General features: G+C 61.6%; 17 protein-coding genes and 3 tRNA genes. 7 read left to right on the top strand and 13 right to left on the bottom strand.

Translation table 11 applies throughout. The features are described from left to right. Window positions 1-7: 7 nt before the first annotated feature. The 6 genes from rbfA to scpB all read right to left on the bottom strand — a co-directional run bounded on the left by rbfA (window position 8) and on the right by scpB (window position 8,736). Window positions 8-406, bottom strand: a complete 399-nt coding sequence (gene rbfA / locus U0029_RS05530) for a 30S ribosome-binding factor RbfA (RefSeq protein ID WP_012418054.1) — start codon at window positions 404-406, stop codon at window positions 8-10. A gap of 25 nt (window positions 407-431) precedes the next feature. Then, window positions 432-3,536, bottom strand: a complete 3,105-nt coding sequence (gene infB, locus U0029_RS05525; RefSeq protein ID WP_114852566.1) for a translation initiation factor IF-2 — start codon at window positions 3,534-3,536, stop codon at window positions 432-434. Window positions 3,537-3,612: 76 nt separating this feature from the next. Then, a complete protein-coding gene (gene nusA, locus U0029_RS05520; protein WP_012418056.1) occupies window positions 3,613-5,091 on the bottom strand; it encodes a transcription termination factor NusA in 1,479 nt (492 codons plus the stop codon). Beyond that, on the bottom strand, window positions 5,088-5,567 hold the full coding sequence (gene rimP / locus U0029_RS05515; protein WP_012418057.1) for a ribosome maturation factor RimP: 480 nt from the start codon (window positions 5,565-5,567) through the stop codon (window positions 5,088-5,090). Before rimP ends, nusA begins: the two co-directional genes overlap by 4 nt. A 449-nt stretch (window positions 5,568-6,016) precedes the next feature. Then, window positions 6,017-7,699: a 23S rRNA pseudouridine(2605) synthase RluB gene (gene rluB, locus U0029_RS05510; protein WP_039051535.1), complete on the bottom strand. Its 1,683-nt coding sequence runs from the start codon at window positions 7,697-7,699 to the stop codon at window positions 6,017-6,019. 41 nt (window positions 7,700-7,740) lie between these two features. Further along, window positions 7,741-8,736 (bottom strand): SMC-Scp complex subunit ScpB, encoded by a 996-nt coding sequence (gene scpB, locus U0029_RS05505; protein WP_012418059.1) that lies wholly within the window; start codon window positions 8,734-8,736, stop codon window positions 7,741-7,743. A gap of 69 nt (window positions 8,737-8,805) precedes the next feature. Between scpB and U0029_RS05500 the strand changes: the two genes are divergently transcribed. Then, a tRNA-Met gene (locus U0029_RS05500) sits at window positions 8,806-8,882 on the top strand. Window positions 8,883-9,663: 781 nt separating this feature from the next. Here U0029_RS05500 and U0029_RS05495 read toward each other — a convergent pair. The 6 genes from U0029_RS05495 to U0029_RS05470 all read right to left on the bottom strand — a co-directional run bounded on the left by U0029_RS05495 (window position 9,664) and on the right by U0029_RS05470 (window position 13,487). Further along, window positions 9,664-10,857: a CobW family GTP-binding protein gene (locus U0029_RS05495; protein ID WP_012418062.1), complete on the bottom strand. Its 1,194-nt coding sequence runs from the start codon at window positions 10,855-10,857 to the stop codon at window positions 9,664-9,666. A gap of 28 nt (window positions 10,858-10,885) precedes the next feature. Beyond that, window positions 10,886-10,961, bottom strand: a tRNA-Asn gene (locus tag U0029_RS05490). 189 nt (window positions 10,962-11,150) lie between these two features. Continuing rightward, window positions 11,151-11,226 (bottom strand) — tRNA-Thr (locus U0029_RS05485). Window positions 11,227-11,338: 112 nt separating this feature from the next. Next, entirely contained in the window at window positions 11,339-11,983 is a 645-nt protein-coding gene (gene maiA, locus U0029_RS05480; protein ID WP_012418063.1) for a maleylacetoacetate isomerase, read from the bottom strand. 62 nt (window positions 11,984-12,045) lie between these two features. Then, on the bottom strand, window positions 12,046-13,023 hold the full coding sequence (gene ispH / locus U0029_RS05475; protein WP_169507468.1) for a 4-hydroxy-3-methylbut-2-enyl diphosphate reductase: 978 nt from the start codon (window positions 13,021-13,023) through the stop codon (window positions 12,046-12,048). Between the two features lie 8 nt (window positions 13,024-13,031). Continuing rightward, window positions 13,032-13,487 (bottom strand): FKBP-type peptidyl-prolyl cis-trans isomerase, encoded by a 456-nt coding sequence (locus U0029_RS05470; RefSeq protein WP_012418065.1) that lies wholly within the window; start codon window positions 13,485-13,487, stop codon window positions 13,032-13,034. Window positions 13,488-13,560: 73 nt separating this feature from the next. Between U0029_RS05470 and radC the strand changes: the two genes are divergently transcribed. From radC to U0029_RS05440, 6 genes are all read left to right on the top strand, one after another. Further along, complete coding sequence (radC, locus tag U0029_RS05465) at window positions 13,561-14,238, top strand: RadC family protein (RefSeq protein WP_012418066.1); 678 nt, start codon at window positions 13,561-13,563, stop codon at window positions 14,236-14,238. A gap of 101 nt (window positions 14,239-14,339) precedes the next feature. Beyond that, complete coding sequence (kynB, locus tag U0029_RS05460) at window positions 14,340-14,969, top strand: arylformamidase (RefSeq protein WP_114852567.1); 630 nt, start codon at window positions 14,340-14,342, stop codon at window positions 14,967-14,969. 92 nt (window positions 14,970-15,061) lie between these two features. Beyond that, window positions 15,062-15,901: a tryptophan 2,3-dioxygenase gene (kynA, locus tag U0029_RS05455; RefSeq protein ID WP_114852568.1), complete on the top strand. Its 840-nt coding sequence runs from the start codon at window positions 15,062-15,064 to the stop codon at window positions 15,899-15,901. A 175-nt stretch (window positions 15,902-16,076) separates the two neighbouring features. Next, a complete protein-coding gene (locus tag U0029_RS05450; RefSeq protein ID WP_012418069.1) occupies window positions 16,077-16,340 on the top strand; it encodes a type B 50S ribosomal protein L31 in 264 nt (87 codons plus the stop codon). Between the two features lie 161 nt (window positions 16,341-16,501). Further along, window positions 16,502-18,232 (top strand): ArnT family glycosyltransferase, encoded by a 1,731-nt coding sequence (locus U0029_RS05445; protein WP_114852583.1) that lies wholly within the window; start codon window positions 16,502-16,504, stop codon window positions 18,230-18,232. Next, window positions 18,229-19,620, top strand: a complete 1,392-nt coding sequence (locus U0029_RS05440; RefSeq protein ID WP_012418071.1) for an MATE family efflux transporter — start codon at window positions 18,229-18,231, stop codon at window positions 19,618-19,620. Before U0029_RS05445 ends, U0029_RS05440 begins: the two co-directional genes overlap by 4 nt. A gap of 56 nt (window positions 19,621-19,676) precedes the next feature. Here U0029_RS05440 and U0029_RS05435 read toward each other — a convergent pair whose 3' ends face one another. Further along, on the bottom strand, window positions 19,677-19,883 hold the full coding sequence (locus U0029_RS05435) for a hypothetical protein (RefSeq protein ID WP_012418072.1): 207 nt from the start codon (window positions 19,881-19,883) through the stop codon (window positions 19,677-19,679). Window positions 19,884-20,010: the final 127 nt, after the last annotated feature.

The raw sequence follows: 20,010 nt of genomic DNA, 5'->3' as shown, positions 1-20,010 counted from the left end.
AGCCCGATCAGGACTGGTCTTCAGGCTCGTCAGGCACGCCGGAATGCGGACCGCGATTGGCGCGATCGATCAGCATCGACATTTCGATGCCGCGCTCCAGTTGCGGATCGTGCACGAAACGCAGCGTGGGAACCGTATGAATATGCAGGAGTTTATAAAGCTGCGAGTGCAGCCAGCCAGCCTTTTCGTTCAGCAAGGCGGCAGCGGTGTCAGGCTCAGCGCCCAACACCGTGAAATACACCTTGGCATGCGCGTAGTCGGCCGACAATTCCACCCCCGATAGCGTGATCAGGCCAGCGCGAGTCATGTCGATCTCGCGCTGAATGATCCCGGCCAGATCCTTCTGGATCTGTTCGGCCAGCCGCAAATTGCGGCCGGGGATGGATTTGGACTTGTGACGGCTCATGTAACAACCTGTGCGAGCATCTGTATTACAGAGTACGCGCAATTTCCTTGATTTCAAAGACCTCGAGCTGGTCACCCATCTGGAGATCGTTATTACCGCGCAGCGTCAGACCGCAGTCGAAGCCGGACTTGACTTCCTTGACGTCGTCCTTGAAGCGGCGCAGAGAATCGAGCTGGCCGGTCCAGGTGACCACGTTGTTGCGCAGCAGACGAACCTGCGAGTCGCGACGGACCAGGCCGTCGAGCACCATACAACCCGCCACCGTACCGATACGGGAAATGGTGTAGACCTCACGCACTTCGACCAGGCCGATGATTTCTTCCCGCTTCTCGGGCGCCAACATGCCCGACATGGCCGCCTTCACCTCATCGACGGCGTCGTAGATGATGTTGTAGTAGCGCAGATCGATGCCATTGTTATCGGCGAGCTTCTTGGCGCTCTGGTCGGCACGGACATTAAAGCCGATGACCACGGCATTGGAGGCGATAGCCAGGTTGACGTCGCTTTCCGAGATACCGCCCACGGCCGCATGCACAACCTGCACACGCACCTCGTCGGTCGAGAGCTTGGTAAGCGCGGCGACCAGGGCTTCCTGCGAACCTTGCACGTCGGTCTTGACGATAAGCGGCAGCGTTTGCGTGCCTTCGCCCATATTGTCAAACATGGATTCCAGCTTGGCGGCTTGCTGGCGAGCCAGCTTGACGTCGCGGAACTTGCCTTGACGGAACAGTGCGATTTCACGCGCCCTGCGTTCGTCGCTCAGGGAGATCAGTTCGTCGCCGGCGGCGGGAACTTCGGTCAGACCCTGGATTTCAACCGGGATGGAGGGACCCGCAGATTGAACCTGCTTGCCATTTTCGTCCAGCATGGCGCGCACGCGGCCGAAGCTGGCGCCTGCCAGCACGACGTCGCCGCGCTTGAGCGTGCCGCTCTGAACCAGAATGGTAGCGACCGGACCGCGGCCTTTGTCCAGACGGGCTTCGATGACGATGCCCTTGGCAGCAGCTTCCACCGGAGCGGTCAGCTCCAGAATTTCGGCTTGCAGCAGGACGTTTTCGAGAAGATCGTCGATACCGGCGCCGGTCTTGGCCGAAACGGGCACGAAAGGCACGTCGCCGCCGTATTCTTCAGGCACGACCTGCTCGGCCACGAGCTCCTGCTTGACGCGATCCGGATTGGCTTCCGGCTTATCGATCTTATTGACGGCCACCACCAGCGGCACACCCGCCGCCTTGGCGTGGTGAATGGCTTCGCGGGTCTGGGGCATGACGCCGTCGTCGGCAGCCACGACCAGAATCACGATGTCTGTCGCCTTGGCGCCGCGGGCACGCATGGCCGTGAAAGCCTCGTGACCCGGGGTATCCAGGAAGGTGACGCTGCCACGGTCGGTCTCGACGTGGTAGGCGCCAATGTGCTGCGTAATGCCGCCCGCCTCGCCAGCGGCAACCTTGGCGCGCCGGATGTAATCCAGCAGCGAGGTCTTGCCGTGGTCAACGTGGCCCATGACGGTAACAACCGGCGCGCGCGGCAGTGCTTCCGCTTCGGACACGCCCGGGGTTTCGTCCAGGAAGGCTTCCGGATCATCCAGTTTGGCAGCGATCGCCACGTGGCCCAGTTCCTCGACGACGATCATCGCGGTTTCCTGGTCCAGCACCTGGTTGATGGTGACCATCTGGCCCAATTTCATCAATTGCTTGATGACCTCAGCAGCCTTGACGGACATCTTGTGCGCCAAATCGGCCACAGAGATGGTCTCAGGCACGTGAATTTCACGGGCAATGAATTCCTGGGCAGCGGACTCGTTGCGACGGTCTTGATGCTGATTGCGGCCGTTGCGCGAATTTTTGCCACCACCCTTGCCGCCGGAGCGCCAACCATCGCGGGAATTACCGCCAGGCGCCGCTGCCTTGTCGGCAGGCTTCTTGCGCGAGGCGTCATCGTTCCAAGTGGAAGAGACTTCTGCGGTCTTGATGACTTTCTTGCCACCGGCTCCCGCGGCGGCGGGCTTATTACCCCCCTCTTTCTTGGGAGCAGCGGCAGGCGCGGCAGCCGCGTCTTTCTTGCCCGCAGGCTTGTGCAAGGTGCCGGACAAAGCAGCATTATTCGTGCCCGCGGGCTCCGGCTCGGGAGCGCGCAATACCTTGCGCGGACGATTCAGCATTTCGCGCAAAGCGGCCGCTTCGGCCTCTGCAGCGCGGCGAGCGTCTTCACGGGCGCGATCATTGACCACAGGCAGACGGGCCGCCTCGGCAACTTGCGGTCGTCCCTGCGCGGCCTTGGGCGCGGACGGAGCGGTTTCGGATTTGGCCACCGGGGCGGGAGTTTTAGAGTTCAGGTCAGTTTGAGCGTGCACAACGGATTCGGGCCCGGCTTCTTGAGTCTTGGGCGCAGCAACAGATTCTTTCTTGGCTTCGGGCTCGACCGGCTGTGCCGTGGATTGCTCGCGGGAAGCCGCAGGTTGGGCGGACTGGGGCTCTGCTTCAGCCTTGACCGCGGGAACAGGCTCCGGCGTTTCCGCCGGTGCCGGGGTTTCTTCGACGGCTTGCGCCGTCTGGGTCTGGACAGGCTCGGCAGGCGCCTCGCTAGCCTCGATCTTGGGCGCAGCAGCTTCGACCGCTTCCACCGCTGGCGTTTCCACCGGCGGCGTTTCGATCTTAGGCGCTTCGGCCTCAACCGGCTTTACCGCTTCGACCGGCGCTTGCGCCAAGGCCTCAACGGACTGCGGAGCAGGAGCTTGAGCCTCGACAGACTCAGGCTGCATATCCACAGCTTCGGCGGCGGCCTGTTCGGCAGCAGCCTTGGCTTCGGCAGCGGCTTCCGCGGCCAGTTCGGCCGGGTCGCGTTTGACGAAAACACGTTTTTTACGCACTTCAACCTGAATGGTCCGCGAACGCCCTGTGGCATCGGCTTGACGGATTTCAGAAGTCTGGCGACGCGTAAGTGTAATTTTTTTACCGTCGGTCGCCCCGTGCGCGCGCCGCAGCGAGTCGAGCAATTTCGCCTTGTCGCTGTCGGTGACGGAATCGTCGACCGATTTGAGGTCAACGCCAGCCGCACGCAGCTGCTCCAGCAGCACGTTGGCAGGCATTTTCAGCTCGGTAGCGAACTGGGCGACAGTATTACTCGACATTAGGCTCTCTTCCCTATCTGCAGCTATTTACAAACTTGAATTCGCGGCGGACCAGCAACGCCAGGAGATGGCGCGCTCATTCCTCGTCGAACCAGTGGGCGCGCGCACGCATGATGAGGTCACTGGCTTCCTGTTCACTCATGCCGGCGATTTCCGCCAGCTCGTCAGTCGCCAGTTCGGCCAAATCATCACGGGTATGCACGTTACGCTCGGCCAGCTTGGCAGCCAGATCCGGCGTCACGCCTTCGAGCTCGAGCAGATCCTGCGCCGTTTCCAGCCGCTCTTCCTGGGCAATCGCCTCAGTCAGCAGGGCATTGCGGGCGCGCACGCGCAGCTCGTTGATCGTATCTTCATCAAAGGCCTCGATCTCCAGCAGCTCCTGCATGGGGACATAGGCAATTTCTTCCAGCCCGGTGAAACCTTCATCAATCAGGATGTCGGCGACCTCTTCGTCCACATCCAGCTTGTCCATGAAGGTGGCGCGCAGCGAAACGCGCTCATTCTCCTGGCGATTCAGGCTTTCTTCCGGCGTCATGATATTGATCTGCCAGCCGGTCAGCTCGGAAGCCAGACGCACATTCTGGCCCTTGGCGCCGATGGCCTTGGGCAGGTTTTCTTCGTCAACGACGACGTCCATCGCGTGCTTGTCTTCATCGACCACGATGGATTCGACATTAGCCGGCGCCAAAGCACCGATCACGAACTGAGCCGGATCTTCCGACCAGAGCACGATATCGACCTGTTCGCCGCCCAGCTCGTTGCGCACCGCCGTCACGCGCGAACCGCGCATTCCGACGCAAGTGCCGATGGGATCGATGCGCTTGTCATAGGCCACCACGGCAATCTTGGCGCGCACACCCGGGTCGCGGGCAGCCGCCTTGATTTCGAGCAGACCCTGCTCGATTTCGGGCACTTCGTTCTCGAACAACTGACGGATGAACTCCGGCGAGGTACGCGACAGAATAACCTGTTGGCCACGCGCAGCGTGATCGACACGCAGCACGAAAGCACGCACGCGGTCGCCCACGCGCAGGTTTTCCTTAGGGATCATTTCCGTGCGTGGCAGACGGGCTTCGATCTTGCCGGTTTCGACAATGTAATCGCCCTTGTCCATCCGCTTGATCGTGCCGGAGATGATGGTCTCGCCACGATCGAGGAAGTCGTTCAGCACCTGCTCGCGCTCAGCGTCGCGGATCTTCTGCAAAATAGCCTGCTTGGCAGCCTGCGCGCCAATACGGCCGAACTCAACCGGCTCCAACGGCTCTTCGATGAAATCACCGACTTCCAGATCTGGAGAGATCTCGTGCGCATCAGACAGCAGTTCCTGCTTGTCGGGTTCTTGCAAACCCGCTTCGTCAGGCACCACGAGCCACCGGCGAAACCCTTCGTGGCCGCCCGTTTCACGGTCGATCGAGACGCGGATATCAGCGTCTTCCTTGAAGCGCTTTTTCATGGCCGAAGCCAGCGCGCTTTCCAGCGCCCCGAACACAACCTCACGCGTCACGTTCTTTTCACGCGCCAGTGCGTCGACCAACAGAAGAATTTCGCGACTCATCGCTTTTTGCCCTTGAAATCCAGAACGGGATCCAGCTTGGCGCGCTCGATGTCATCGAGCGTGAAGCTCAGTACCTGAATATCGTCCTTCTTTGCCTCAAATTCGAGACCGAACACCGTCTTATCGTCAGCAGACGTGTCCGCCTCTTGCAGGATGCCGGTAAACACTTTGCGCCCGTCGACTGCCTCACGCAGCTTGATCTCGATACGTTCACCCGCGAAACGACGGAATTCCGCCTCGTTGCGCAAGGGGCGATCCACGCCCGGCGAGCCAACTTCCAGACGTTTGTAATCGATGTTCTCGACCTCGTAGACGCGCGACAATTGCCGGGACACCTGCTCACAATCTTCGATGCGAACACCGTCCTCACGGTCTATGGTCACGCGCAACAAGCCTAAGGCGGCACGTTCGACATCGACCAACTCGATGCCCATGCCCGCCAACGCTTCTTCGGTCAATGCGAATAAATCAGCCATACGCTCAAAAAAAATGGGCTGCATGCCCAGCCCATCGTGGCATCCAGCCTGCCTATCCTGCCGCACATCGCAGCCAGACCCGGGCAAACCAGACTCTATGTGACCTTGAACGCCGCCGCACGCCTAACTTACTGCGCGTAAACAGCAACGCCGCCCGCCATTTCCTGCCACCCCGACCAGACCCCAGGCAGTTTTGCACCGAAACCATCACAACCGATGCCAAAACCCTAACAGCCCAACCTGGATCACACCCTTAAACGCCAGTTGCCCCGGCCCCGCTCAGCGACCTTGCGGGCAAGCGGGTGAAGGGCAACTACGGGCCAAGCAAGGAAAGACGCGCTCAGAAAACAATCGATTTTACCAGATAACCTGGAATTTTTCCTGATTGATCGAGGGTTTACGCGATAAAGGGACGTTGCCCATACCGATAAGACGCGCCCCCACGACACTCAACGGTCTCCGCGACCGCCGCGACCACCCATAAAACCCAAACGGGACTCATGGGCCGCCGGACCCTTGGGCTGCCAGTCATCGCCACGACCCGCGCCCGAGCGGCGCGCGCGCGGCTTGGCTTCCGGCTTGCCCGCCGCCTTGACGTCCGATCTGGGCGCAGTTTTTGCCGCGGACTTACCCGCCGGCCGGCCGCCCTGAGTCCGCGGCGACGCCGGTTTGCCAGCGGCGGCTGCCGTTGCAGACTTACCACGCCCACCTGCTGCTGCGCGTGGGCCCGCCGGCTTTCCCGCTGCCCGAGCGCCGGCCGCAGCAGGCTTGGCCCCCTGCGTCCCCCCGCCAGAACCCGGCTTGCGACCACGCGCAGGCTTGCTCGCACCCGCCGGCTTGGCCTTGCTCGGCGCATCGTTACCCAGCGGATGGCCGTTGGCGTAGCCACCGGCAAACATCAGCCCGGTGCCGAACGGATCGGACGGCGAAGTGGCTGACGAAGCGCTGCGGCCACCCTGCAACTTGCCGCGGCGGCCGATACGGGCGCCATTCATGCCATTGCGCTCCATCGTGCCAAAACCCGGCGGCAACGCGCTATCGTGAGACTGCGGCTGGCGCGACTTGCGGCGCCCCCCCGACTCTTCCTCATCACGCAGCAGACCCAATTGCACCATCAGGGCCGACACGAGCGAAGCATCCAGCTCCTCCCAGCGGCCGCGACGCAGCGAGCGCGGCAGCACCAGGTCGCCGAAGCGGGTACGGATCAGGCGGCTGACGGTCACACCCACCGCCTCGAACATACGGCGCACCTCCCGGTTACGCCCTTCTTGCAGCGTGACGCGATACCAGCGGTTGCTGCCGTCGCCACCGAGATAATCAAACGAGCCGAACGCCGCCTTGCCATCATCGAGATCAATCCCCTCGACCAGCGAGGTGCGCTGCGCCTCATCCATCTCGCCCAGCACGCGCACCGCATATTCACGCTCCGTGCCATAACGGGGATGCATGATGCGGTTGGCCATATCACCAGAGGTCGTGAAAATCAGCAGACCCTCTGTATTCAGATCCAGCCGACCCACCGACAGCCATTTCCCGGTTCGCAACTTAGGCAGCCGGGTAAACACATTGGCACGGCCATTCGGGTCATCGTGACTGACGATTTCTCCAGCAGGCTTGTGATAGAGGATCACACGAGGCGGCTTTTTGGCATTGGGGCGCGAAATGAGCTTGCCATTCACACGCACCTGATCATTGGCCGCAACACGCTGGCCAATATGCGCCGGCTCGCCGTTGACGGACACACGACCCGCCACAATGAGCTCTTCCATTTCACGGCGCGAACCAATGCCGGCGTCTGCGAGCACTTTGTGCAGCTTGGGCATGATGGCCTCGCTGTTCAAGTACTTGCCCAGACGCTGCTCGCTGCGCGCCGCCTGGTCCAGATAGGACAACGCTTCATCAGCATCCCGCTCGGACTGACGACTATTCTCGACAAACCGCCTACTTGCGGCGGCATCAGCAGCGGGCGCTTCGCCCCCTTTGCTTTCTTTGCCCTCTTCGCCAGCCTGAGCCGCATCGGCGCGGCGGCGGCGGAAAGGCGTGCGCAGCTTGCGGCCCCGGCCTCGGGCTGCGCCCTCGCCTTCAGCGGCCTGCGCGCCAGTGGGCTCAACGGTGGAATTGTCGTCCTGCATCGTTGTCGTTGTATTGGTTGTCACTGGGACAGCTCCGGATTTCAAACTGGCTCAGGCTTGCCTTGAGCAAGCCCATCATCATCTTGGTCTTGAGGCCGCTGCGGCAGCTCCGGCATATCGGAGACGACCACTTGCGGCAGCAGTACGATTTCGGGTTCGGGCTGAGCCTGCTCCACTTCGGGAGTCGACGGCGGGACCGTCGCGTCAGGCTCAAGCACAGGCACCTCAGGTGGCGCCTCGGCGGGAGGTTGACCCCCGCCAGCCAGGGCGATGGGATCATCCAACCCCCCTGAAACAAAGGCTTGCGGCGCGGCAATCTCGGCCGCAGATTCGCAAACGATTCGAGATTCTACGCCATCCAAGGCCGGCGCGTCAGCGTCCGGTGCAACAAGCTGCGCCTGACCACCGCTCAAGCCCCCCTCCGGCGCCGCCCCATCCCCCGGCGACAGGACCGCCGCGATTTCTTCCAACTGAATCTCGGTGCCCCCCAGATCCAGCCCTGCCAGAGCCGCCGCGGCCTGAGACGACTCGAGAGGAGGCAGCTCATCCAGCGCCCGCAACCCCAGATCGTCGAGAAAGTGGCGCGTCGTGCCAAACAAGGCCGGACGCCCAGGGGCGTCCCGATGACCGATCACCTCGATCCAGCCCCGATCTTCAAGCGCCTTGACGATTTGCGAGGACACCGTCACACCACGGATATCTTCGATATCGCCGCGAGTGACGGGCTGGCGCCAGGCCACAATGGCCAGAGTCTCCAACACAGCGCGGGAGTACTTCGGCGGCCTCTCAGGATTGAGCCGCTCGAGATAACGCTGCATTGATGGGCGACTCTGAAACCGCCATCCGCTGGCCAGTTGGGCCAACTCCATGCCCCGATCAGACCACTGAGCCTGCAATGCTTCCAGCCAGCCACGCAAAACGCTGTTCTGCAACGCCGGATCGTCGCCGAAAAGCTTGCGCATCTCGGTCAGCTGCATAGGCTGGCTGGCACACAAAAGCGCCGTTTCCAGCACGAGAATCGCCTCGCTATCGTTCATTGATACCTGACAGAAAAAACGGCCAACTTGCGCCGGGTTGAATTTCAGATTAAACTTCTTTTTCTCAGACGCGGGGTGGAGCAGTCTGGCAGCTCGTCGGGCTCATAACCCGAAGGTCGTAGGTTCAAATCCTGCCCCCGCAACCAGTTTTTCGAGTCTTGATTTAGGCCTGGCATCCGCCAGGCCTTTTTCGTTTTCCGCCCGATGTTCGACAACGCATCCACCCGCAACAACAAGCGGGAACACGGCAAACGACGCGGCAAACGACAAGGCAAGCAGACCCGCACTCAGCGCCACGCAGATCGCTCGCAAACCTAAGCCGCGCCGCACAGCCGCACGATCGCCCCACGCGCCTGCGGCCAACGGACCTGCGAATGCCAGGGCACCTCTTTGCAAAATCATTTATTCCTTTTCGCCCATCCCCGGCTGGCACAGCACAAAGCCCGCCCTAGACATGGGGGTAGCAACACCAAGGCTTACGCGCCGCCACGAGCACCGAGCCACAGAAGCAGACGATTCAGGGGCAGTCAAACACGTTCAAGCACGTTTGAACACGTTTGAACAAGCTTGACCTCGCCACCCATTACAGCGGGTGGCATCACCACTGGCTGAATACCCGCGTGAACACAAAGCTGGGAGCCCTTGCTACAAAGAGGCCATTCCCGGAAAAGCTACTGCGGCCTGCCGCAGCTGCCCGCATCCGCCATCACGAGTGAACGGCGCGAGCGAGTGAGCGCCATAGCCAAACATCATAGCCAAACGCCACAAACGGGCGCCACAACTCGAGCCCCACGGCAGAAAGCCAAACAGCCTGACACTGGCGGGCCACTCAAAACCAAGCCACCCCGATGGGACGGGCGCTTTCGCGGCATTATAGCCCCATCAATTTCAGCCAGCCAGCGCGCCCGCAGCCGGAAAAACCGGAGCTTAGCCACAGAGCGCCTGGCCTAAGGCCTGGCGCGCCATGGCCTCCACTTCGACGCGATCGAGACCGCGCAGAATGAACACCAGCCGCGAAACACGGCAATCGCCCGGCCATCGAGCCAAAGGCTGCAAGGGGTACAGCTGACGGTGCACGCCATGCACCGCGCAAGGGTGCTCATCACCCTCGAAGCCGACCACTCCCTTTATTCGCAACAAACCCTGATCATAGCGGGCCTGGATCTCGTGCATGCCGGAGAAAAAAACGCCTCGGCTCAACGGCGCCGTCATGTCCAGCACAAAATGCGCCACCCCGGCATGACGCCCGACCCCGAGATTCGCACCATAGGCCGACAACCATTGCCGCAAGGGGGCAGCCTGCGTCCGCTCGGCTTGCAGGGTCAGCTCCGCCAAGCCGGAGGGCAAGGGCCCACAAGGCGCCAAAGCGATGAGCGGCACCCCAGGATGGATGGCCGCAACCGCTTCCCGCACCACCTGCAATTGCCCCTCACCAACCAGGTCGACCTTGCTGACTGCCACCACATCGGCCAGCGCCAATTGCTGCACCAGCTCCGATTGCACCAGCCCTGCCCCCTCTCTCGCCCCACCCCCCGTCCCTTCACCCTCGGCAAAACTAGCGCCCAACTGCTGCGGCAGATGCAGCGCATCAGCCACGGCAATCGCGCCACGATAGACGTAGCGGGCCGCAAGAAAGGGGTCGTTACGCAAGGTGAACAAAATGGAGGCCGGACTCGCCATGCCGGTGGTTTCGATCAACACCCGCCGAAACCGCTTGATGCGCCGCTGCAGTGCCGCCATAAACACGTCACGCAAGGTTGCAACAAGCCCTCCCGCCACCGTGCAACAAATACAGCCGCCCTCAAGCAGCACGATGCGATCATCGGCCGTGCGCACCAACCCATGATCCACACCGATCTCGCCCAACTCATTGACGATCACAAGCGCATCGGCATAGGTCGGATCACGCAAAAGCCGGTTCAAAAGCGTCGTCTTGCCGCTACCCAAAAACCCGGTGAGGACCGTGACACCGATACGGGCATCTGCAACAAGATCAGACCCTTGCTCAATCACGCCACACCCCTCCCTCGTGCAACACAATCGCCCCACCCCACAAAGCGCGAACCCGTAGAGACAGACAAAAAATGCTGAAAAATGCCGGAAAAATGCCAAAAGGGCCATTCACTTCCGTGAATGGCCCTAAATTCTTTGGCTCCCCGAGCTGGGCTCGAACCAGCGACCTGCGGATTAACAGTCCGTCGCTCTACCGACTGAGCTATCGGGGAACTGCTAAGAAATGAGATTATGTATGTTTTTTTTAAAGTGCGCAAGTCTGCGCCTAAATTTGGTCTGCCTTAGCCTGAATTTAGCCCACAGCCCAACCCTGCTAAAACTTAGATCCCGCCATTACTGCTATTACCGCCATCCAATAGCCGCAAAGAAAAGGGCAGCCACAAGGGCTGCCCTTTGAATTCTGGTGCCGGCAAGAGGAGTCGAACCCCCGACCTTCGCATTACGAATGCGCTGCTCTACCAACTGAGCTATGCCGGCAACACGTCTTTTTTTATCGTTGCAGCGCATGGCTTAGCACCGATGAAAGAAGACCGCGATCATAGCAGAATTTTTTATGGGTACGCAAGCGGCTTTTATGCTTGCGCGCCGTTTATTCCGCATCGGGCTGATTTTCGGGCAAAGCCTGCTGAAAAGCGGGCAAGGCGTTGCAGGCTTCCTCAATACGCAGGATGGTCGGCATAGCGCTCAGGTCGCAGCCGAAACGGCGCGCATTGAATACCTGCGGCACGAGACACAGATCAGCCTGGGTGGGCTTGTCTCCGTGACAAAAGCGACCTGTCTGCGGCGATTGCGACAGCATCGTTTCCACTGCCGTCAGGCCCACATCGATCCAATGGCGGTACCAGGCGTTTTTGACCTCTTCTTCCGCCTTTACCTGATGCTTGAGATATTTGAGAACACGCAGGTTATTGAGCGGGTGGATGTCGCAGGCGATGCTCTGGGCGATGGCGCGCACGCGGGCACGCTCGGCCGGCGTAGCGGGGAGCAAGGGCGTGTCGGGGTAGACCTCATCGAGGTATTCGATGATGGCCAACGATTGGCCCAGAACATTATCGCCATCGACCAGTGTGGGCACGAGAGCGCTGGGATTCAACTCCCGGTAGGCCGGCAGCAACTGCTGCCCCCCGTCCTTGAGCAAATGCACGGGCATATAGTCGTAGGACAGGCCTTTTAGAGCGAGCGCGATGCGCACCCGGTAAGCCGCCGAACTGCGAAAGTAGCTGAACAACTGCATGATGTCTCCTGCCGGCAGCCAAGCTGCCAGATAGCTTGCCGCGAGAATCGCGAACGAGTTTTTTATTCAAGCGTTTCTATCTGCGCAGCTTTGCGCGACAAACCCTTGGGCAGCGGGAAAGCCACATTTTCTTCCAGCCCTGGCATGGTGCGCACCGACAGCGCCCCCAACTCCTTGACGCGATCAATCACCTGATTGACCAGCACCTCGGGCGCGGAGGCACCCGCCGTAATGCCGATGCGGCGCCGCTCACGCAACCAGGCCGGATCGATGGACGAGGCGCCATCCACCAGGTAGGCCTCGACACCGATACGCTCGGCCACTTCACGCAGGCGATTGGAGTTGGAACTATTGGGACTACCCACCACCAGCACGAGGTCACATTCGGGCGCCAGCACCTTGACCGCATCCTGACGGTTTTGGGTGGCATAGCAGATATCACTCTTTTTGGGCTCGACAATGCCGGGGAAACGGGCTTTTAGCGCACGCGAGACCGCCGCCGCGTCATCGACGGACAGCGTAGTCTGGGTAACGAAGGCCAGATTGTCGGGATCAGTCACGATCAAGCCCTCCACATCGGCCACCGTCTCGACCAGATACATGCCGCTCTGGGCCTGACCCAGGGTACCTTCGACCTCAGGATGCCCTTTGTGGCCGATCATGATGATTTCGCGCCCGGCAGCGCGCATGCGCGCCACTTCAATATGGACCTTGGTCACCAAAGGGCAGGTCGCATCGAACACCCGCAGACCACGCGCTTCGGCCTCGGCGCGCACCGCCTTGGATACGCCATGGGCGGAAAACACGACGATGGAGCCTGTCGGCGCCTGATCCAGCTCATCGATGAAAATGGCCCCCTTGGCGCGCAAATCCTCCACGACATAACGGTTATGGACGATTTCATGGCGCACGTAGATCGGCGCGCCATGCAACTCCAGAGCGCGCTCGACGATTTCGATAGCGCGATCAACGCCCGCACAAAAGCCGCGCGGCTGCGCCAGCAGCACTTCGGCATCCGCAGCGGTTACAGGCTGGAGAATCCGGCTCATCAAAGCACTCCGAGAATATCGACATCGACCCTCAGCCGGGTGCCGGCCAGAGGATGGTTGAAATCAAACAAGGCCCATTCATCATTGATTTCTTTCAGAACGCCGGAATAGCGACCACCATTAGGAGCGGCAAACTCGACCAGATCGCCAGGACTGAAGCTGGCGTCCTCCCCCGCGTGCTGCGACAACATGCTGCGCGTGACTTTCTGAAGCAGATCAGGATTACGGTCGCCGTAAGCCTGCGCGGGCTCAAGCGTGAAGCTGAATTTCTCACCTTCGGCGCGGCCCAGCAAAGCGGCTTCCATACCCGGAGCCCATTGGCCCGTGCCCATCTGCAAAGTGGCCGGACGGCCATCAAAGGTATCGCTGAAGACCGAGCCTTCGGCCGGGCCTGAGGCCAAGACGACACGATAGTGCAGGGTCAAGTAGGAGTCCGAATGGATCGAAACAGTCATAGTGAGGGGTATCGGGCGCCAGGCAGCGCCATCATGTCAGCAACCGAGAATCAGACATTTTAGAGCCTACCGCATGAACCTGCCCGATACCCTGCTCCCCTGCCAGCGCCCGAGAGAACGGCTGCTGCGTCTGGGCGCGCCATTATTGAACGATGCCGAACTGCTTGCGCTCTGCCTGCGCACCGGCAGACATGGGTGCAACGCCCTGGAATTGGCCCAGCGCCTGCTCACCCGCCATGGGGGGCTGCGCGGGATATTTGCCCTTTCCGCACAAGAGTTATGCACCGAACCCGGGCTGGGGGTGGCCAAGGCCTGCTCGCTGCTGGTGGCGCCTGAGCTGTCACGCCGCAGCATCGAAGAAACCCTGCTCGGGCGCCAGGCCATGAAACACCCGGAAGAGGTGCGGCGCTATTGCCTCACCGCCCTGGCCCACCAGCCAGTGGAACACTGCATTGCCCTTTATCTCGACCAGCAACTGCAATTGCTGGCCTGCGGCGAACTGGAGCGCGGCACCCTGGGACGCGCCTCGGTTTTTCCGCGGGAAGTGGTTCGTGAAGCGCTGCGGCTGCATGCCGGCGCGATCATCCTGGCGCACAACCACCCTTCCGGCAATCCGCAGCCCAGCGCCGCCGATTGCGCCTTTACGCAGCAATTGAGCCAGGCCCTGGCCCTGGTGGACATCCGGCTCGTGGACCACATCATCGTAGCGCGAGACCAGGCCCTATCGATGGCCGAGCGCGGCCTGATCTGAGCAGCCGCCCCCGACATTCGAGCCTGCCGGCACAAAAAAGCCGCTAGGCCGACAGCGTACGGTTCGGTAGACTACGCGACGGATAGTTATACCGAGCTTTCATGAAGCGCCTTTGGGACATTTCGCCGCCGATTTCAAGCCAGTCGCCCATTTTTCCGGGCGATACGCCCTATCGTCAGCAATGGAAATGGCAACTCTCGCCCGAATGTCCGGTCAATGTCAGTGAAATCACCATGTCGCCCCATATCGGCGCTCATGCCGATGCCCCGCTGCATTATGCCAACGGTGCGGCGGCGGCCGGCTGCCTGCCGCTGGAACCTTTCCTGGGCCCCTGCCGCGTTATTCATGCGCTCGACTGCGGCCCCTTGATCCTGCCCGAGCACCTGGCTCACGCAGCCGATGATATGCCCGAGCGTGTGCTGGTACGGACAGCGCAGCACGCGGCTGTCCATTGGTGGACGGATGATTTCTCGGCCTACGCCCCGCAAACCATCGAATGGCTGGCAAGCCTCGGGGTCCGCCTGATCGGCATCGATACGCCCAGCATCGACCCCGCCACCAGCAAAACCCTGGACAGCCACCACGTCATTCTGCGGCGCGATATCCGCGTTCTGGAAAACCTGGTGCTCGACACGGTCGAGCCGGGCGACTACGAATTGATCGCCCTGCCGCTCGCGCTGGTTCAGGCTGATGCCAGTCCGGTGCGCGCCGTGTTGCGCGAACTGGGCTGATCCCCCGCCCAACGCCAGACTCGCAAGCCCTCCTCACCCCGCCTGCCGCCCCTGCGCCGCAGGCGGGGTAGACCCGACCACGAGACCCTGCCATGAGCAAGCCCGAAGACATCGTCCACCAGGAAAACGCCCAGCTCGATTTCCGCAAAGACATGACCTATGGTGATTATCTGGATCTTGACGCGCTCTTGAGCGCCCAGCATCCGATGTCGCCCGAACACAACGAGATGCTGTTCATCATTCAGCACCAGACCAGTGAACTCTGGATGAAGCTGATGCTGCATGAATTGCGCGCCGCCATCCGCCAGATTCGCAACGATCAACTGCCACCTGCCTTCAAAATGCTGGCCCGTGTGAGCAAAATCATGGAGCAGTTGGTCCATGCCTGGGATGTGCTGGCCACCATGACGCCGCCGGAATACTCGGCGCTGCGCCCCTATCTGGCGCGCTCCAGTGGGTTTCAGAGCTATCAATATCGCGAAATCGAGTTTGCCCTGGGCAACAAGAACGCCGCCATGCTTCGCCCCCACGCACACCGGGCCGACTTGCTGGCCGAAGTGCAGGCCGCTTACGAAGCCCCGTCGCTCTACGATGAAGCCCTGCGCCTGCTCGCTCGCGAAGGGCTGCCCATTCCGGCCGGCCACCTGGAACGCGACTGGACCCAGCCCTATCAAGCCAGCCCGGAGGTCGAGGCCGCGTGGCTGACGGTTTACCGTGAGCCCGATCGCTACTGGAATCTCTACCAATTGGGCGAAAAGCTGACGGATCTGGAAGACGCCTTCCGTCTGTGGCGCTTTCGCCACGTAACCACGGTGGAACGTGTCATAGGATTCAAAAAGGGGACAGGAGGAACATCGGGTGTCGGCTATCTGCGCAAGATGCTCGAGGTGGTGTTGTTCCCGGAGATCTGGACCCTGCGCACCGACCTGTAACTGAGAGAACCTGTTCAGGCATGGCAGGCCATGCTAGAATGCGTGGTTACTTTTTGGATACGTGGCAAGCTTTGCCACTTGACAGCTTAGTGGGCGGCGCGCGCACCGTGTGCCGCCACGCGGCAAGTCAGGCGGCTTGGATTTGTTGGCGACCCGCAAACCCAGGGAATCTCTCATGAAAGAAGGCATTCACCCCGAATACCGCGAAGTGGTGTTCTTGGACGTGCAAACGGGCGGCAAGATCATCACCCGCTCGACCGTTCACACCCGCGAAAACATCGAGCTGGACGGCAAGACCTACCCGCTCTTTAAGTGCGACGTGACCTCCGAATCGCACCCGTTCTACACCGGCGCTCAAACGCGTATCGTTGAAACCGGTCGCGTTGAAAAATTCCGCGCCCGCTTCGCCCGTACTGCTGGCACGGTCAAGGCTTCCTGATCCGACGCCGCTCGCCGTCGCCTCCCCTGGCATCTCCCTCGGGAGGCGCGGAAAAAAAGCAGCCTTCGGGCTGCTTTTTTTTCCTCCGCCTCTTTCCTTGTCTGGCGGGTAACCCATCAGTGAAAACAGCCGGTGTCATGCCGGTCGGTTACATTACCTCCGTGTCCCCCGTTACGCGCTCCACTCCCGCCCGGCTGACCATACTAGCCACTGCCAAGCTGCCCCGTCTGGTGCTGCTGGGCTTGTCGCTCGCCTATATCGTGGCCGGGCTGTTCATGCGCGACCCCTGGAAAACCGATGACGCGGTCGGCATGGCAACGATGGTGACCACGCTGCGCGAGGGCGGCGTGACGTGGCTGCTGCCGCAGGTGGGTCATCTGGCCCACGCCGAGGAAGGCCCCATGCTGGCCTGGATCGGCGCCATCTGCATATGGCTGTTCGGCCCCTTGCTGGGAGACATCACGGCCGCTCGCCTGCCCAATCTGCTGTGGTTCGCGATGTGCACGATGAGCGTCTGGTACGGCACCTATCTATTGGGTCGGCGCCAGGAGGCCCAGCCTTTGGCACTGCCTTTCGGAGGCGAGCCGCCGCCGCGAGACTATGGCCGCATGCTGGCGGATGCGGCGCTCTTGCTGCTGATCGCAACCGTGGGCATCTTGCAGCGGGTGCACGAAACCTCGGTCGTGCCCGCCATCATGGCCTGGCAGGCCTTGACCTTCTACGCCCTGGCGCGCACGCTGGACCGCCCCCTGCTGGGCGCGGTCACGCTGGGCATTGCGCTGGCAGGGGGGGTTCTCACGCGCGGCTGGTTGGGCGGCGCGCCCATCATGCTGGCAGCCCTTCTGGCCTTCGTGCCACGCAGCGCACTATGGCAACGCCTGCGCTGGTTGCCGCTGGCAGCACTGCTCGCCACCGCCTTGATCCTGGCCTGGTGGATTCCGGCATCGCAAGGCAGCGGCTACTGGATACGCAACTGGAAAACCTGGAATATCACGTCCTTTTCGCTGCCTGAACTGAGCTTGTCAGCGCGTACGCTGCGCGATCTGCCCTGGTATCTCTGGCCGACCTGGCCTCTTGCGGTGGTGTCGATCTGGCGCTGGCGCAGCTGGCTGTTCTCGCCGCATATCTGGCTGCCCCTGATGCTGCTGGCCACGTCGGGTCTGATGCTGTTCTTTCTCGAAGACCCCAACGATGCCGAGTACATTTTGTTGGCTGTGCCTTGCGCCGTGTTGAGCGCGTTCGCGCTGCCCACGCTGCGCCGGGGCGTGGTCAACACCCTCGACTGGTTCGCAGTGATGTGTTTTTCACTTACCGTCGCCACGGCATGGCTGGGCTGGGTCGCGCTGCATTTTGGCTGGCCAGCCCAAATCGCCCGGAATATCGCACGGCAAACGACAGGCTATCAGCCGGTCATCTCGTGGACGGCTTTCGCGCTGGCCTTGGCTGTCACGGCAGCATGGGCTTTGCTCGTGATATGGCGGCTGCGGGTCAAGCCGGCGGCGCTGTGGCGCGGCACGGTGCTTTCCGCGGGTGGCTTGACCGCGACATGGTTGCTGCTGGTGCTGCTATGGCAGCCCGCCGTGGACTATGCCCGCAGCTACCGCACGGTTTCAGGAGAACTCGCCGCGGCCATCGAGAAATACCGCCAACCCGGAGAGTGCCTGCGAGGTCTGAGCCTGGGAAGCGGGCAGCGCGCCTCCTTCCTCATTTTCGACAACCTCACCTTCAGCTACGACTCGCGCTGCACACTGGTGCTGCAACAAACCACCAATAGCAGTCTGCGCGACGGCACTGCGGCTTATACCGACGGCGCCCAGGAATTGTGGCGTGGCGGCAGGAATGCCGACCGCCATGAGGTGTTTCGTCTCTTGCGCCTGCCCTCTTCCCGATGAACACTGCGGCCCGCGCCGGCATCGGCGCGACGATGCGAAGCATCGCGCGCCAAGCCTGGCCTGTCCTGATCAGTCAATGGGCCGGCATTTCTTTTGGCGTGCTCGACACCGCCATGACGGGCCACGCTAGCCCGCGCGATCTCGCGGCGATGTCGCTGTCGGCCTCGGTTTACATCACGGTTTTTGTTGGCTTGATGGGCGTGCTGCATGCCTTGATCCCCATCGCGGCCCAGAACTATGGCGCAGGCCGCATGCGCGAGGTCGGGCATGTCTGGGGTCAGGGCGTCTGGCTGGCACTGGGCCTGTCGGTAATCGGCGCCCTGTTGTTATGCTTTCCAGACATGTGGCTGGCGTTTTCGGGCGATGTCGATCCCGAAGTACGCAGCCGCATCGCCTGGTATTTGCGCGCCCTGGTGCTGGCCTTGCCCAGCGCCCTGGTGTTTCGCACCATCTACGCGCTAGGCACTGCCGTATCGCGACCCAAGGTGGTGATGACCATCAATCTGGCGGCAATTGGCTTCAAGGCGCTGTTCAACTGGATATTCATCTACGGCAAGTTCGGCCTGCCTGCCCTGGGTGCGGCTGGCGCCGGCCTAGCAACCGCTCTGGTATCGGCCCTGAGCCTGAGCGCCGGGTGGTGGCTGATCCGCCATGACCGCTATTTCAAGCAATTCGATCTGCGCCTGAGCCGTCCCGATCCCAAGGTGCTAAAGGAGTTGCTGCGCCTGGGCCTGCCCATGGGCGGTTCTTATCTGGTTGAAGTATCGGCCTTCACCTTTATGGCGCTGCTGGTGGCGCGCGAAGGCACGCTGGTATCCGGCGGACATCAGATCATGTCCAACGTTGCTGCCCTATGCTACATGATGCCCATGGCGCTAGGCGTCGCGAGCGCGGCCATCGCCGCCCAAGCCATCGGCGCCGGCCAATACGAACGGGCGCGCCGTGTCGGCACGGCCGGCCTGCTGCTGGGTCTGCTAGGCGCAACCATGACTGCGGCCATACTGCTTTTTGGCCGACCGCTCATCATCTCCGCCTATACCGATGACATCGGCGTCGCCGCCGTCGCGGGCTCGTTAATGGCGCTGATTCCGCTGTTCCATTTCTTCGATTCCATGCAGTGCATCAACTCTTACCTGCTGCGCGCCTACAAAATCGCGGTAGTGCCGCTGATTTTGCAAACGGTTGCGCTGGCCGGCGTGGGCTTGTTCGGTGGCTGGTGGTTCGGCTTCGGTCCGGGCAAGGGCGGCCTGGAATGGCTGCGCGCACCGCTGCTGCCGGGTACGCCAGTGGGCGCGGCCACCATGTGGTTGATGGCCATGATGGGATTGGGCCTATCGGCGCTGCTGCTGCAGCTTTGGTATCGACGCATTCTGCGCCGCTACGCCTGAAAAGCAAAAAGCCAAGCCTGGCCCGGCCCGACCCGGCCTAGCGGCAACTCAGAGGATTACTTGGTTTGCTTGCCCATCGGCTTGGCGTGGTGATGCGTCTTGCCCTTGGCGTGCTTGTGCTGGCCGGCCTTGCCGCTCTCGCTAGTGGTGGCGGACGATGTGCCGACGGGATCGGCCGGTGCCGCGAAAGAGGGTGCAGCAACCAGACCCAGACACAGGGCAGAGGTGGACAGAAAGGCAGCAATGCGGGAATGGGTCGTCATGATGTGAACTCCTCGGGGCAAATCTCCCCTTGCAAGACGCGGCAAAACGCCGTGCTTCTTGTACCGGATTGGAGAGTCTCGCCTCGCAAAAGGTTCATGACTGCATTCTTTTTTTTCCTGCGTAAAG

The sequence above is a fragment of the Bordetella avium genome (assembly GCF_034424645.1).
GTDB lineage: Bacteria > Pseudomonadota > Gammaproteobacteria > Burkholderiales > Burkholderiaceae_B > Bordetella > Bordetella avium.
Note: the sequence above shows the minus strand (reverse complement) of the source record. Positions and strands in the feature narration are given on the sequence as shown.

What these genes read in the sequence shown, in the direction of transcription:
- rbfA (WP_012418054.1), bottom strand. Translation starts at nt 406, where the DNA reads ATGAGCCGTCACAAGTCCAAATCCATCCCCGGCCGCAATTTGCGGCTG.
- infB (WP_114852566.1), bottom strand. Translation starts at nt 3,536, where the DNA reads ATGTCGAGTAATACTGTCGCCCAGTTCGCTACCGAGCTGAAAATGCCT.
- nusA (WP_012418056.1), bottom strand. Translation starts at nt 5,091, where the DNA reads ATGAGTCGCGAAATTCTTCTGTTGGTCGACGCACTGGCGCGTGAAAAG.
- rimP (WP_012418057.1), bottom strand. Translation starts at nt 5,567, where the DNA reads ATGGCTGATTTATTCGCATTGACCGAAGAAGCGTTGGCGGGCATGGGC.
- rluB (WP_039051535.1), bottom strand. Translation starts at nt 7,699, where the DNA reads ATGCAGGACGACAATTCCACCGTTGAGCCCACTGGCGCGCAGGCCGCT.
- scpB (WP_012418059.1), bottom strand. Translation starts at nt 8,736, where the DNA reads ATGAACGATAGCGAGGCGATTCTCGTGCTGGAAACGGCGCTTTTGTGT.
- U0029_RS05495 (WP_012418062.1), bottom strand. Translation starts at nt 10,857, where the DNA reads ATGGCCCTTTTGGCATTTTTCCGGCATTTTTCAGCATTTTTTGTCTGT.
- maiA (WP_012418063.1), bottom strand. Translation starts at nt 11,983, where the DNA reads ATGCAGTTGTTCAGCTACTTTCGCAGTTCGGCGGCTTACCGGGTGCGC.
- U0029_RS05470 (WP_012418065.1), bottom strand. Translation starts at nt 13,487, where the DNA reads ATGACTGTTTCGATCCATTCGGACTCCTACTTGACCCTGCACTATCGT.
- radC (WP_012418066.1), top strand. Translation starts at nt 13,561, where the DNA reads ATGAACCTGCCCGATACCCTGCTCCCCTGCCAGCGCCCGAGAGAACGG.
- kynB (WP_114852567.1), top strand. Translation starts at nt 14,340, where the DNA reads ATGAAGCGCCTTTGGGACATTTCGCCGCCGATTTCAAGCCAGTCGCCC.
- kynA (WP_114852568.1), top strand. Translation starts at nt 15,062, where the DNA reads ATGAGCAAGCCCGAAGACATCGTCCACCAGGAAAACGCCCAGCTCGAT.
- U0029_RS05450 (WP_012418069.1), top strand. Translation starts at nt 16,077, where the DNA reads ATGAAAGAAGGCATTCACCCCGAATACCGCGAAGTGGTGTTCTTGGAC.
- U0029_RS05440 (WP_012418071.1), top strand. Translation starts at nt 18,229, where the DNA reads ATGAACACTGCGGCCCGCGCCGGCATCGGCGCGACGATGCGAAGCATC.
- U0029_RS05435 (WP_012418072.1), bottom strand. Translation starts at nt 19,883, where the DNA reads ATGACGACCCATTCCCGCATTGCTGCCTTTCTGTCCACCTCTGCCCTG.